Raw genomic sequence first — 13,019 nt, 5'->3', positions numbered from 1 at the left:
TCAGGACTCCGTGGCGCGGTGCCAGACCAGCTTCACGGTGAGGTGGCCCTCGGCCGAGGACTTGGCGATCAGTGCCCCTGCCTCGGCGTTGAGCTTGACGCCGAGTTCGATCTCCACCTCGTCCGGGCCGGCGGCACGGAAGGTGTCGAGGGCGGCCTCGGCGGCCTCCCTGATCGGCTGGAGCGCGGACTGCAGGGAGGTCACCGCCGCCTCGATCCGCTCCCCGGGCCGCGACGCGCGCCGCACTCCCGGCGTGTCCTCCGGCAGTTCCACGATGACGTGACCGCCGCCGGACAGGGGCATACGCATGAGCTCGCTCACATCGGCTCCGGGGGAGAGGTGAAGGGGGTCGCCTGCAGCACGTATGCCGGATCGTAACCCTGCCGGGGACGACGGCGTGCTTTCTCCCCGTCCGACCCTGGTGCCTTCTGCATGCCCGGCCTTCTCCGCCTTCGCGCCTTCTCCATCCCTTCTCTATGGCGGGTCCTGAGGAGAGCGGCGGACGTGTGCGAGAGCAGTGCTCTTGACGAGTGCTGTTCTCGTGCGAGAGCATTGCTCTCAGAACGGAGCGGGAATCCAGATCTTTGCGGGAGTGCACGATGACGGGCGTGGCCAAGGGAACCAACATGGGGCTGATGTTCGTGCTCGAACTGGCCGTGTACCTGGCCGTCGGGTACTGGGGGTTCACGCTGGGGGCGGCCTGGCCGGTCAGGATCCTCGCGGGGGTCGGCGGGCCGGTGGCGTTCGCCGTGGTGTGGGGGTTGCTGGGGTCGCCCAAGGCGCGTGTTCCCCTGCGCGGGGCGTCGCGTGCCCTGCTGGAGGTGCTCTGGTTCAGCGGGGGCGTCATGGCGACCGCCGCCGCCGGCCTCACGACGGCCGCGCTCGTCTTCGCGGCGGCCTTCGCCGTCAACGCGGCCCTGCGCGTCGCCTGGAAGCAGGTCGCATAGCGGGGCCGTCCGCACGACGACCCGCCAGAGACCGCAAGTAGCTCGAACTCACAAGGATCGCCACAAAAGGCTCGATGGCGCGCCCCGAACTAAGGGGCCGTCGCGGAAAGGACATGATCATGGGGAAGCACGTCGTCGTCGGGGCGGGGCAGGTCGGGGCGCGGCTCGCCGGGCTGCTCGCCGACGCGGGGCACGACGTCGTCATCGTGACCCGGTCGGGCTCCGGCCCGGTCCTGCCCGGGGTGACGCGGGTCGCGGCCGACGCCGGGGACGCCGCCCGGCTGACCAAGGTCGCGGGGAAGGCCGACGCCCTCTACAACTGCGCCAACCCCCGCTACCACCGCTGGCCGCAGGACTGGCCTCCCATCGCCGCCGCCCTGCTCCAGGCGGCGGAGATGAGCGGCGCCGTGCTCGTCACCTTGGGCAACCTGTACGGGTACGGCCCCGTCGACCGTCCGATGACCGAGGACACGCCGCTCGCCTCGACCGGCGCCAAGGGCCGCGTCCGCGCCCGCATGTGGGCCGACGCGCTCGCCGCCCACCGGGCCGGACTGCTGCGCGCCACCGAGGTGCGCGCATCCGACTACTTCGGCCCGGAGATGACCGGCCAGTCCTTCCTCGGGGACCGGTTCCTCGCCCCCATCCTGGCGGGCAGGCCCGTGCGCGTCCCCGCCGACCCGCACCAGCCGCACAGCATGACGTACCTGCCGGACGTGGCGCGCGCCCTGATGACGGCCGGGTCCGACGAGCGGGCGTGGGGCCGCCCCTGGCACGTCCCCACGACCCCGGCCCTGACGATCCAGGAGATGGCCGACCGGGCGGCCGCCGTCGCCGGAGTCCGCGCCCCACGGGTGAAGCCGATCCCGCACTGGGTGATGCGCGCGGCCGGGGCCTTCTCGCCGCTGCCGCGCGAGCTGGAGGAGACGCGTCACCAGTTCACGCGCCCGTTCGTCATGGACTCCACGGCGTTCGAGTCGACGTTCGGCGTCGCGCCGACGCCGATGGACGAGGCGCTGGAGCGCACCATCGCGTGGATACGCGCGACCAAGGCGGCATGACGGGCGATCCCCCGCCGCGGCCGGAGGACAAGGGATGGGATCATGCTCGGCTGGGAGGAGGCGACCGGGCGGTGCGGCGAACAATGCCGGGCTCGGCGGCGTCCAACCCTGAGTACGAACACGAGCACGCACCCATGGACGGAGACACCCCCGTGAAGCTTCGGGTCCCGGCCGCCGCGGCGTTGGCCGCGGCGACGGCCGCCACGCTGGCCACCCTGTCGTCCCCGGCCCTCGCCTCAGCGAGCGCCGCCACCGCCGCCAAGCCCGCCGCCAAGCCCGCCGTCAAAGACGCCGCCACGGCACTCCGCGTGCGCCCCCTGACGGGCGCGGCCGTCTTCTACTCCTACACCGACCGCATCGGCATCGACCGCTACGAGCCCGGCAAGGGCTTCACCCGGATCGGCACCCCCTCGGACAACTTCGAGTTCGCGGCGTCCCCCGACGGCAGGAAGGTCGCCTGGATCACCCCGCGCGGCGAGGTGAAGGTGAGCCAGAGCGGCCGGGTGACGACGATCGCCAAGGGCGCGGTGAACGGCGGCCCCTGCCTGACGCCGACGTGGTCGCCGGACTCCCGGCGGGTGGCCTTCGTGAACCCGAGCAAGACCGACGCCTCCCCGGTGACGATCGTCAACCTGGACGGCACCGGCAGGCGCAAGGCGGGCGTCACCGAAGGGGTCTGCCACCTGACCTGGTCGGGCGACGGCCGCTACCTGGCCGGGTACGCGGGCTCCGCCAACGGCGTCCACAAGCTGGACCTGCAGACCGGCAAGACGGTGAAGGCCAAGGGCATCGCCTACCCGACCCACGTGCAGAGCCTGTCTCCCAACGGCCGCAACGTGATCGTCCACATGGTGCGCAGGGGCGAGCCGCAGGGCGACGGCGGCTGGCCGAGCCAGTTCACCCCGACCGTCGTCGACACGGTGACCGGCAAGAAGCTGCCCATCCCGGTCAAGGGCCGGCTCGTCGGCGCGCTGTATCTCGCGGACGGCCGCCTGGTGGTCCGCGTCGCCGGCCGGACGCACAACGACCTGGTGGTCCTGGACGCGACCGGCAAGCGCCTCCAGACCCTCACCGAGCCCGCCAAGGCCAAGAACCTCGGCCTCTTGCAGGTCGTCCGCTGAGCCGGAGCGTACCGGGGCCGCTCCCGTAGGGCGCCATGCGCGCCCGTAGGCTCTCGGCATGGACGTGACGCGGGTGGCGATGGTCGGGCTCGGGGACATCGCGGAGAAGGCGTACCTGCCGGTGCTGGCGGCGACGCCGGGGGTGGACGTACTGCTCTGCACGCGGAACCGGGCCACGCTCGACCGCCTGGGGGACGCCTACCGGATCCCGGCGCGGGTCACCTCCGTTGACGAGGTGGTCGCCGCCGGCGTCGAGGCGGCGTTCGTGCACGCCGCGACCGCGGCGCACGTCGAGATCGTCGAGACGTTGCTGCGGGCCGGCGTGCACGTCTACGTGGACAAGCCGCTGGCGGACAACCTGCCGGACGCCGAGAAGCTGGTGCGGCTCGCGGAGGAGGGCGGGCGGTCGCTGATGGTGGGGTTCAACCGCAGGCACGCCCCCGGGTACGCCGCGCTGCTCGACGGGCCGCGCGACCTGGTCGTCATGCAGAAGAACCGCACGGGGCAGCAGGACGTCGCCCGGCGGGTGGTCTTCGACGACTTCATCCACGTGGTCGACACCCTGCGCTTCCTCGCGCCGGGCGACGTCTCCGGCGTGACGGTGGACGTCCGTGTCCGGGAAGGACTCCTGGAACACGTGGTCCTGCACCTCACCGGCGACCACGCGGCCGGGGCGTTCACGGCGATCGGGGTCATGAGCAGGGTGAGCGGGGACGCCGAGGAGAGTTGTGAGGTCATCGGGGGCGGGCGCAAGCGCCGGGTGGTCAACCTCGGGGACGTGGTGGAGTACGCCGGGGGCGAGACGCTGGTGCGGCGCGGCGACTGGACGCCGGTCGGGCGCCAGCGGGGCATCGAGCAGCTCTGCGCCGAGTTCCTCGCCGCGGTGCGCGCGGGGCGCGTCGTCTCGGCGCGGGACGCCCTGCTGACCCATGAGCTGTGCGAGCGCGTCGTCACCGCCGCCGGCTAGGACGACCGGCGGTGCGGCCGGCGGGAGAGTGGTCCCACGCGCGTCTCCGCCCCCGTGGTGAGACGCGCGTGGGAGGCGCGTGGGAAGACGCCGGCCGTACGCGGCCGGCCACGGTCTCGGCGGCGCCGGGGACGCCGCGCCGGAAGTCCTCGGACCAGGGAGTCACGAGGACTCAGGGAATCCGGCGGGGCGTCCCCGGGCCGCGGCCTCAGCGGGAGGAGAGGTACTCCCGGCCCAGTCCGCGCAGCCGTGTGTGCGCGGACTCGTACGGGTCGGGGGCGCCGAGGTACGCCTTGGGAAGCTTGGCGACCATCGTGTAGTTGCTGTCGCAGACGTTGCCCACCGGGGCCTCGCCGCCCTGGCTGACGAGCTGGTAGGCGTCCAGCTCGTCGAGCCCGGTGAGCGAGGCCGCCCAGGTCACCAGGTCGTGCTGGCTGATGCGGTAGGCGTCCTCCAGGGGACGGGCCGAGCCGGTGGACATCAGGTGGGCGTCGTCCTCCAGCCTCGGCCACGGCGTCGCGACGCCCTTGATCAGCTCGACGGCGACGACCGTGTTCATCGCCGCCTCGACCGCGGTGCCGCACACCTCGCCGTGGCCCTGGCGGCAGTGCCCGTCGCCGATGGAGAACAGGGCGCCCTCGACGTTGACGCCCAGGTAGACGGTGACCCCGGCACGCAGTTCGGGGGTGTCCATGTTGCCGCCGTGCGCGTCGGGCGTGATCGTCATCCGCGCCTCCGAGGCGGCGGGCGCGACGCCGACCGTGCCGTGCATGGGGTCGAGCGGCATCTCGACGGTGAAGTCCCCGCGCCTGGCCCGGTAGCGGACGGTCCGCCGCTCCCTGTCCACCTCGTACATCCACACGACCTCGTCGAGCGGCGGGTGCAGCATCGCGGTGGTGTGGGTGGCGGTCAGCGCCCCGAAGTGCGGGAACGTGGTCGAGACCGCCCAGTCGCGCGCGGGCTCGATGGAGACGAAGTGCAGCGCGAGCGTGTCGCCGGGCTCGGCGCCGTCGACGTGGAAGGGCCCGGTGACCGGGTTGAGGTACGGGAACTCGCAGACCTCGGACGGCAGGTCGTCCACGCCGCGGACGCGGCCGCCGAAGCAGTCCTCGGTAAACAGCTCCACGATCGTCCCGGGCTTGACCGCGCCGACGGCGGGGCGCCCGCCGAACGTGTACGACAGCTCGTCAGGGCCGGGCCGGTAGGAGATGACGTTCACTTGTGGACCTCCGAGTTCATGCCGGACAGCTTGAGATTCCGGCCGAATATGCGCATGTAGACGAGGATCAGCACGCCGACGGCGAGCCAGAGCAGGCCGACCGTCTGCGCGGCGATCTTGGCGTTGATGACGACGTAGAGCAGGATCAGGAAGCCGGCGGCCGGGGCGATGAGGTGGGGCCACCAGGCGCGGCTGCGCTTGCGCACGACGTAGTGGACGACGACCGAGATGTGGAGGGCGAGGAAGGCGGTCATCGCGCCGAAGTTCACCAGCGAGCTGAGCACCGGAATGCCGTCGTCGCGGGTGCTCATGTAGAGGCCGAGCGCCAGGGACACCGCGGCGACGAGGAAGGTGGCGTTCACGGGCACCTTGTGCTTGGGGTGCACCTTGCCGAGGAAGCGCGGGAGCTGCCGGTCCCTGGCCATCGCGAACAGCAGGCGCGAGGTGGCGGCCTGGGCGACGAGGGAGTTGGCGAAGCCCCACGCGACGGCGGTGGCGATGGCGGTGAGCACGCTCAGCCAGTGGCCGCCCGCGTACTCGGCGGTGTCGTAGAAGGCGCTGCCGGCCGGGTCGCCGTTGGCGAGCAGCTCGGCGCGGTTCGGCGCGAGCAGCGCGGCGACCCAGGTCTGCACGATGAACAGCGCGCCCGCGAGCATCAGCGCGTAGACCATGGAGCGGCCGAGCTTGCGCGTGCTCTCGCGGCTCTCCTCGGCGAGCATCGAGATGCCGTCGAAGCCGAGGAAGGACAGCACGGCCACCGACACGGCCCCGAAGACCAGCGGCCAGGAGAAGGTCGAGGAGTCGAAGAGGGGGGTGAGGGCGCCGCCGTGACCCTTGCCCTGGGCGAGCGCGACCAGCCCGATGACGATGAAGATCGCGAGGATGATGAGCTCGGCGACCAGCATGACGCGGTTCATCCGCGCGGTCGTCTCGATGCCGAAGTAGTTGACCACCGTGTTGAGCACGATGAAGCCGATCAGCCAGGCCCAGATCGGGATGGCGGGGACGAACGACGCCATCGCCGCGCTGGCCACCAGGTACAGCAGCGCGGGCACGAGCACGTAGTCGAGCAGGATCACCCAGCCCGCGAGGAAGCCCACCGGCGCGGCGATCCCCCGGCCCGCGTAGGTGTAGACCGAGCCGGCCATCGGGAAGGCGCGCGCCATCTGCGCGTACGACAGCGCCGTGAACGCCATCGCGACCATGCCGATGACGTAGGCGAGCGCGACCATGCCGCCGGACGCCTGGAAGACGCTGCCGAAGATGCCGAACGGCGCGATCGGCACCATGAAGATGAGCCCGTAGATCAGCAGGTCGGTGAAGCTCAGCGAGCGCTGGAGCTCCTGCTTGTAGCCGAAACGCTCGACGCCGGAGTCGGCGGGCGACGCCTGGGGGCTCGACGGCGGCGCATCGAAGGGGGAAGTCATGAACGGCTCCTTCAAACGCAGGGCAGAGCCGTACGATAGGGCGAAACCTTGAAACCGAAAAGGTTTCGCGACAAACTTTTACAGAAGGGACACCCGGGCGCGCGAGTGCTGTGCCGCCGTGATGACCTGCGGTTTCGTGCGCGCTGCCCAGGGTGCGCGCGGGGACGTCACCGGGGGACGCCGCCCGCTTTCCTGACCGTTATGCCGCTTGGCCCCTCCCCTTCAGACGGAGGTCACCACATCGAAGTCCAGGCCGTCGGCCCGTCCGACGTAGACGCGCTGGTTGACCTGGCGGTCCTCCAGGGTGAGCCGGCCACGGCCGCCGGTGATCGTGGTGCCGTCCGCGGTCGTCTCGATCGCCCGCACGGACGGGGATCCCGCGCGCCGCGCCAGGGCCGCCAGCATCGCCACGCCTTCGTAGCAGCCGTGCCCGTGCCCGTTGAGCAGCGGCGCCGCCGGGCCGAAGCCGCGCGTGTAGCGCTCGGCCAGCCCGAGGTTGGCCTCGGTGGCCAGGCTGCCGAAGTAGCCCATGGCGGCGTACAGCTCGCCGGTGGTGTCCCCGCCGATGGCCAGCAGCCCGTGCTCCTCCAGGGCGCCGCACAGCCGCGCGCAGCCGAGTCCGCTCGCGGTGAACGCCCGGTTGAAGGCCACCAGATCGCTGCCGATGAGGTTGACCAGCACCGCGTCCGGACGTACGGCGGCGAGTTGTTCGATGATCCGGCCGGTGTCGATGGCTCCGAAGGGCACGAACCGCTCGCCTATGACGGTCGCGGACCTGGCGCGCAGGTGGGCGCGGGCCGAGGCGTGAACCAGGTGCGGCCAGACGTAGTCGTTGCCGAGCAGGAACCACCGCCTGGCCCGCCGGTTGTCGATGAGCCAATCGAGTCCGGGGCCGACCTGGCGCGAGGCGGGCTCGCCGAGGAAGTACACCCCCGGGCGCCGCGCGCCGCCCTCGTAGGGAGGCGTGTAGACGAACGGTACCGCGCCGGCGACCGACCGCTCGATGGCGACACGGACGTCGCTGGTGTGGGTGCCGACGAGTCCCTGGACGGCTCCGGCGGACGCCAGTCCGGCGACCTCGCGCGCCACCTCGGCCGGGGCGGCGCCGGCGTCGATCAGGACCAGCTCGATCGCCTTGCCGAGCACCCCGCCGCTCGCGTTGACCTCGGAGGCGGCCAGCATGGCGCAGTTGATCGCGCACGGCCCGGCCAGGCCGAGCACCCCGGAGACGGGGACGACCAGCCCGACGCGAAACGTCTCGGCCTTGAGCAGATGCGCTTCGAGGGGGTCGATGACGACCGTGACGGGATGGGTCACACGTAAGAGTATCCTCCTCGGACACCCGCGCACGAAGGGAGTTCGGCGATGACGACGACACCTCATCTCCCGGCGAGGCAGGAGGCGCCGGCGTCCCGGGGTCTCGGTTCGTCGCTGGCCTACCTGCTGACCCGCGCGGAGCGCACCGTCAACCGCGGGCTGGCCGCCGCGCTGGCGGCCGAGGACGTCACGGTCGAGCAGTGGCGCATCCTTCAGGCGCTGGCCGACGGGCGCGGGCACTCCATGGGTCACCTGGCCGAGGCCGCGCTCATGCCGCACCCCACGTTGACCAAGGCGGTGGACCGTCTCGTGGACCGGGCGGTGGTCTACCGGGGACATGATCCGGCAGATCGCCGCAAAGTAGCGGTTTTCCTGGCAAATCGGGGCAGTGAGCTTCTGGGCCGCCTGGAGGCGGGCATCGCCGAGCACCATCGGGCGATCCTCGCCACCTACGGCGCGGCCCGGACGGAAGGGCTCATGCGCGACCTCGAACTTCTGGTAGAGGCACTGGAACGCTAACCTCGGGCGAGTTCGTGCATATGGTTCATATTGCATGCTCACGAGGGGAGGCCACGTGCCCGATCTGCTGGTGGGGCCGTTGCTGCGGTACGTCGACGAGGCGGGCGCCTCGGTATGGGTGGAGACGAGCGCGCCGTGCGAGGTCACGATCGAGGCCGGGGGCCTGCGCACCGCCGATCGCACCTTCACGGTCCACGGCCACCATTACGCGCTCGTCGACATCGAGGCCACCGGGCCGTACACCGTGGAACTGGACGGCGAGACGGTCTGGCCGCTGGACGGCGCGCCCCCGAGCCGCATATGTCCGCTGGGCGAGGTCGGCAAAGTGGTATTCGGCTCCTGCCGCACCAGCGTCCCCCACGACGACGAGCACGTCAGGACGCACGGCGTCGACGTCCTGCACGCCTACGGCCGGCACCTGATGGAGGGCGGCGACCTGCCGAGCCTCATGCTGTTCCTCGGCGACCAGGTCTACGCCGACGAGCCGTCGCAGGAGATGCTCGACTTCATCCACGCCCGCAGGCAGGACGGCCCCGACGAGATCGTCGACTTCGAGGAGTACGCGGAGCTGTACCGGCAGGCGTGGACCGACCCGGTGGTCCGCTGGGTCCTGTCCACCGTCCCCACCGCGATGATCTTCGACGACCACGACGTGCGCGACGACTGGAACACCTCCGAGACCTGGCGCCGCGAGATCGCCGAGCTGCCCTGGTGGCAGACCCGCATCGTCTCGGCCCTCGGCGCGTACTGGGTGTACCAGCACATCGGCAACCTCTCGCCGTCCGAGCGCAAGGCCGACCCCGTCTACGCCGCGGTCGTCGCCGAGGGCCGCGACGGCGACGGCGGCGCCCTTCTGGACGCCTTCGCCGCGAAGGCCGACGCGGACCCGGCCTCGGCGCGGTGGAGCTACTCCCGCGACATCTCCCGCACGCGCCTGGTCATGCTGGACACCCGCAGCGCCAGGAAGCTCGACACCGGCGACCGCAGGATGCTCGACCAGGAGGAGTGGGACTGGTTCACCGAGCTGGCCACCGGCGACGTGGACCATCTGCTCATCGGCTCCTCGGTGCCGGTCTTCCTGCCGAGCGGCATCTTCGACGTCGAGAGCTGGAACGAGGCCGTCGCCGACGGCGCCTGGGGACGCAGGGCCGCCCGGTGGGGCGAGAAGCTGCGCCAGGCGCTCGACCTCGAACACTGGGGGGCCTTCCGCCGCTCGTTCGAGGAGTTCGGCCACGTCCTGGTCGACGTCGCCTCCGGCCGCAAGGGCCGCGCCCCCGCCACCATCGTGCTGATGTCGGGGGACGTGCACTACTCCTACCTGGCGGCGGCGGGCCCCGTCTCGGCCGACCTGGACTCCGCGCGCATCTACCAGGCCGTCTGCTCGCCCATCCGCAACCCCCTGAGCCGGGTGCTGCGCCTGGCCAACGTCATCGGCTCGTTCGGCGTCGCGAGCCTGGCCGGGATCATCCTGGTCCGCACGGCCAAGCTGCCCCGCCGCACGCTCCGCTGGAAGATCACCGACGGCCCGTGGTTCCCCAACGCCCTGGCGTCGCTGGACCTGGACGGCCGCTCGGCCGTCGTCCGCTGGCACACCGCCCGCCCCGACTTCGAGGAAGTCACCGCCGTCCGGCTCGCGCCCTGAGCCGGGCGGGCCACCGGCGGCGCGCGGTGACAGCCGGTGGCCGCGGACCGGCGCCTAAGCGCGCCCCGCGCGGCCGGCCAGCTCGGCCAGCGCCTCGGCCAGGCGGTCGACCGCCCAGTTCAGCTCCTCCTCCGACACCACCAGCGGCGGCGCCAGCCTGATCGTCGAGCCGTGGGTGTCCTTGGCCAGCACGCCGCGCCGCATCAGCGCCTCGCAGACCTCGCGGCCCGTGCCGAGCGAAGGGTCGATGTCCACCCCGGCCCACAGGCCACGGCCCCGCACCGCGACCACACCGTGGCCCTGCTCACCCTGCTCACCCTGCTCACCCTCCTCACCGTGCCCTCCCGCCGGGCCGATCAGCCCGCGCAACCGCTCGTGCAGCAGCGCGCCGAGCTCCCGCGCCCTGGCCTGGAACTCGCCGGTCGCCAGCAGCCCCACGACCGCCTCGCCCACGGCGCAGGCCAGCGGGTTGCCGCCGAACGTCGAGCCGTGCTGCCCCGGCTTGATCACGCCGAGCACGCCGGCGTCGGCCACCACCGCGGAGACCGGCACGACGCCGCCGCCGAGCGCCTTGCCCAGCACGTACATGTCCGGGACGACGCCCTCGTGGTCGCACGCGAAGGTGTCGCCCGTGCGGCCGAGCCCCGACTGGATCTCGTCGGCGATGAACAGCACGTCGTGCTCGTCGCAGATCTCGCGGACCTGGGTGAGGTAGCCGGCCGGGGGCACCAGCACGCCCGCCTCGCCCTGGATCGGCTCCAGCAGCACCGCGACGGTGTCCGCGTCGATGGCCTCGCGGATCGCCTCCGCCGAGCCGTACTTGACGATCCTGAACCCCGGGGTCGCCGGGCCGAAGCCGTCGCGGGCGTCGGGGTCGGTGGAGAAGCTCACGATCGTGGTCGTGCGGCCGTGGAAGTTGTCCTCCATGACCACGATGTTGGCGCGGTCCGCGGTGACGCCCTTGACCTCGTAGCCCCACTTGCGTGCCACCTTGATCGCGGTCTCGACGGCCTCGGCGCCGGTGTTCATGGGCAGCACCATGTCCTTGCCGCACAGCGCGGCCAGGCCCTGGCAGAAGGCCGCGAACCGGTCGTGGAAGAACGCCCGGCTGGTGAGGGTGAGCCGCTGGAGCTGCTCCTGGGCGGCCCGCAGGATCACGGGGTTGCCGTGGCCGAAGTTGAGCGACGAGTAGCCCGCCAGGCAGTCGAGGTACCGGGCGCCCTCGACGTCGGTGACCCACGCGCCGCGCGCCTCGCGCACGACGACCGGCAGCGGGTGGTAGTTGTGGGCGCTGTGCCGCTCGCTCAGCTCGATGAGGTCGCGGGTCGTCTGCGGGGAGGTCATACGCGGATCTCCAGGGTGCAGCATTTCGGACCGCCGCCGGCCTTGCGCAGCTCGCTCAGGCCGACGGGGATGACGTTCAGTCCCCGGCGTTTCAATTCTAGCGAGAGGTCGGCGGCCTCCGCGTTGATCACCACGTTGTGGCCGTCGCTGACGGCGTTGAGGCCGAGCACCGCGGCGTCCTCGGCCGAGGCGAGGACGGCGCCGGGGAACATGCGCCGCAGCACCTCCTGGCTGCCGCGCGAGAACGCGCCGGGGTAGTAGGCGACGTTGCCGCCGTCGATGGGGAACAGCGCGGTGTCCAGGTGGTAGTAGCGCGGGTCGACGAGCTGGAGCGTCACGACGGGGCGGCCGAGGAACTCCTGGGCCTCCTTGTGCGCCGTGATCGCCGTGCGGAAGCCGGTCCCGGCGAGGATCACGTCGTCCAGGGTGAGGAAGTCCCCCTCGCCCTCGTTGGTCTGCGTGGGCTCCATCACGGGGCCGTACCCGTTGTCCTGGAACCAGCGCAGGTAGGCAGGGCCCTCGGGGGCGCGCTCGACGCTGGCGAACCGGGCGCCGTAGACCCGGCCCCCGGCGACCAGGGCGCCGTTCGCGGCGAAGACCATGTCCGGCAGGCCCTCGATCGGGTCGATCAGGCTGACGGTGTGACCCAGTTCCTCGTAGACGTCCTTGAGCCTCTCCCACTGCCGGACGGCGACGCCGGCGTCGGCGCCGGCGGCCGGGTCCATCCAGGGGTTGATGGCGTACTCGACCGCGAAGTACTCGGGACGGCACATGAGGTAATGCCGGGTGTGGGCCATCTATCACTCCGTCGGAAAACGGCTGGTCAGGGATGAGATCAGCCTAGAAACGGGTAACGGGCCCTGCCAGGCGCGCCGATTGCGCGGCATCGGGGATCGGTTGCGTTATAACGGGCCGAAACGGCGATTTGTTGCGTGGGACGGCGATCCGGTTTACGGCGCGATCCCGTTGCGGGCGTGCGGCGTGTCGATGAGCCGGGACAGCACGATCACGCTCTTGGTGCGCACGACGAACGGCTCGGCCGCCACGCGTTCGATGACCTGCTCGACGTGCCGGACGTCGGTGGCGCGGATGTGCAGCAGCGCGTCGGCCTCGCCGGTGATCGTGCAGGCGGAGATCACCTCGGGGTGCCGCGCCACCGCGGCGCCGATCTCGGCGGGGGAGGTCTTGCCGCGGCAGAACAGCTCGACGTACGCCTCGGTGGTCCAGCCGAGCGCGGACGGATCCACGCGCGCGGTGAAGCCGGTGATGGCGCCGGTGCTCAGCAGGCGGTCCACCCGGCGCTTGACCGCGGGGGCCGACAGGCCGATCCGCTGCCCGATCTCCGCGTACGTCGAGCGGGCGTCCTCGACCAGGGCCCCGACGATCGCACGATCAAGCGCATCCAGCTCCACGGGCACCTGTATACAGCCCGTACGCCTCGCGCACACATCCCGGGGT

Annotated in this window: 13 protein-coding genes; 6 read left to right on the top strand and 7 right to left on the bottom strand. The window is 71.8% G+C overall.

All coding sequences use genetic code 11. The features are described 5' to 3' along the window. Complete coding sequence (locus BJ982_RS33685) at window positions 1-321, bottom strand: CU044_2847 family protein (RefSeq protein ID WP_184886803.1); 321 nt, start codon at window positions 319-321, stop codon at window positions 1-3. A 287-nt stretch (window positions 322-608) separates the two neighbouring features. On the opposite strand from BJ982_RS33685, the gene BJ982_RS33680 reads away from it, so the two are divergent. From BJ982_RS33680 to BJ982_RS33665, 4 genes are all read left to right on the top strand, one after another. Further along, window positions 609-947 carry a YrdB family protein gene (locus tag BJ982_RS33680; RefSeq protein ID WP_373869613.1) on the top strand — a complete coding sequence of 113 codons (339 nt, stop codon included), beginning with the start codon at window positions 609-611 and terminating at the stop codon, window positions 945-947. 119 nt (window positions 948-1,066) lie between these two features. Beyond that, window positions 1,067-2,005, top strand: coding sequence for an NAD-dependent epimerase/dehydratase family protein (locus BJ982_RS33675; protein ID WP_184886799.1), 939 nt, complete (start codon window positions 1,067-1,069; stop codon window positions 2,003-2,005). A gap of 152 nt (window positions 2,006-2,157) precedes the next feature. After that, a complete protein-coding gene (locus BJ982_RS33670; RefSeq protein WP_184886796.1) occupies window positions 2,158-3,126 on the top strand; it encodes a TolB-like translocation protein in 969 nt (322 codons plus the stop codon). Between the two features lie 58 nt (window positions 3,127-3,184). Next, window positions 3,185-4,093, top strand: a complete 909-nt coding sequence (locus BJ982_RS33665) for a Gfo/Idh/MocA family protein (RefSeq protein ID WP_184886794.1) — start codon at window positions 3,185-3,187, stop codon at window positions 4,091-4,093. 208 nt (window positions 4,094-4,301) lie between these two features. Here BJ982_RS33665 and BJ982_RS33660 read toward each other — a convergent pair whose 3' ends face one another. From BJ982_RS33660 to BJ982_RS33650, 3 genes are all read right to left on the bottom strand, one after another. Continuing rightward, window positions 4,302-5,312: an acetamidase/formamidase family protein gene (locus BJ982_RS33660; protein WP_184886792.1), complete on the bottom strand. Its 1,011-nt coding sequence runs from the start codon at window positions 5,310-5,312 to the stop codon at window positions 4,302-4,304. Beyond that, entirely contained in the window at window positions 5,309-6,739 is a 1,431-nt protein-coding gene (locus BJ982_RS33655) for an APC family permease (protein ID WP_184886790.1), read from the bottom strand. Before BJ982_RS33655 ends, BJ982_RS33660 begins: the two co-directional genes overlap by 4 nt. Before the next feature lie 222 nt (window positions 6,740-6,961). Continuing rightward, entirely contained in the window at window positions 6,962-8,056 is a 1,095-nt protein-coding gene (locus tag BJ982_RS33650; RefSeq protein ID WP_184886788.1) for a substrate-binding domain-containing protein, read from the bottom strand. A 48-nt stretch (window positions 8,057-8,104) separates the two neighbouring features. Between BJ982_RS33650 and BJ982_RS33645 the strand changes: the two genes are divergently transcribed. Beyond that, window positions 8,105-8,575, top strand: coding sequence for a MarR family winged helix-turn-helix transcriptional regulator (locus BJ982_RS33645; protein WP_184886786.1), 471 nt, complete (start codon window positions 8,105-8,107; stop codon window positions 8,573-8,575). A 55-nt stretch (window positions 8,576-8,630) separates the two neighbouring features. Beyond that, window positions 8,631-10,217 (top strand): alkaline phosphatase D family protein, encoded by a 1,587-nt coding sequence (locus BJ982_RS33640; RefSeq protein WP_184886784.1) that lies wholly within the window; start codon window positions 8,631-8,633, stop codon window positions 10,215-10,217. A 54-nt stretch (window positions 10,218-10,271) separates the two neighbouring features. Here the strand turns inward: BJ982_RS33640 and rocD are convergent, their stop codons facing one another. The 3 genes from rocD to BJ982_RS33625 form a co-directional block, all read right to left on the bottom strand. After that, window positions 10,272-11,561 carry an ornithine--oxo-acid transaminase gene (gene rocD / locus BJ982_RS33635; protein ID WP_184886782.1) on the bottom strand — a complete coding sequence of 430 codons (1,290 nt, stop codon included), beginning with the start codon at window positions 11,559-11,561 and terminating at the stop codon, window positions 10,272-10,274. Next, on the bottom strand, window positions 11,558-12,358 hold the full coding sequence (gene ddaH / locus BJ982_RS33630; protein ID WP_184886780.1) for a dimethylargininase: 801 nt from the start codon (window positions 12,356-12,358) through the stop codon (window positions 11,558-11,560). Before ddaH ends, rocD begins: the two co-directional genes overlap by 4 nt. A gap of 153 nt (window positions 12,359-12,511) precedes the next feature. Beyond that, the gene (locus tag BJ982_RS33625) at window positions 12,512-12,973 is read right to left on the bottom strand and encodes an Lrp/AsnC family transcriptional regulator (RefSeq protein ID WP_184613527.1); all 462 of its coding nucleotides are present in this window, start codon (window positions 12,971-12,973) and stop codon (window positions 12,512-12,514) included. Between the last annotated feature and the right edge of the window lie 46 nt (window positions 12,974-13,019).

The sequence above is a fragment of the Sphaerisporangium siamense genome, from assembly GCF_014205275.1.
GTDB lineage: Bacteria > Actinomycetota > Actinomycetes > Streptosporangiales > Streptosporangiaceae > Sphaerisporangium > Sphaerisporangium siamense.
This window is presented reverse-complemented; position numbering and strand designations above follow the sequence as displayed.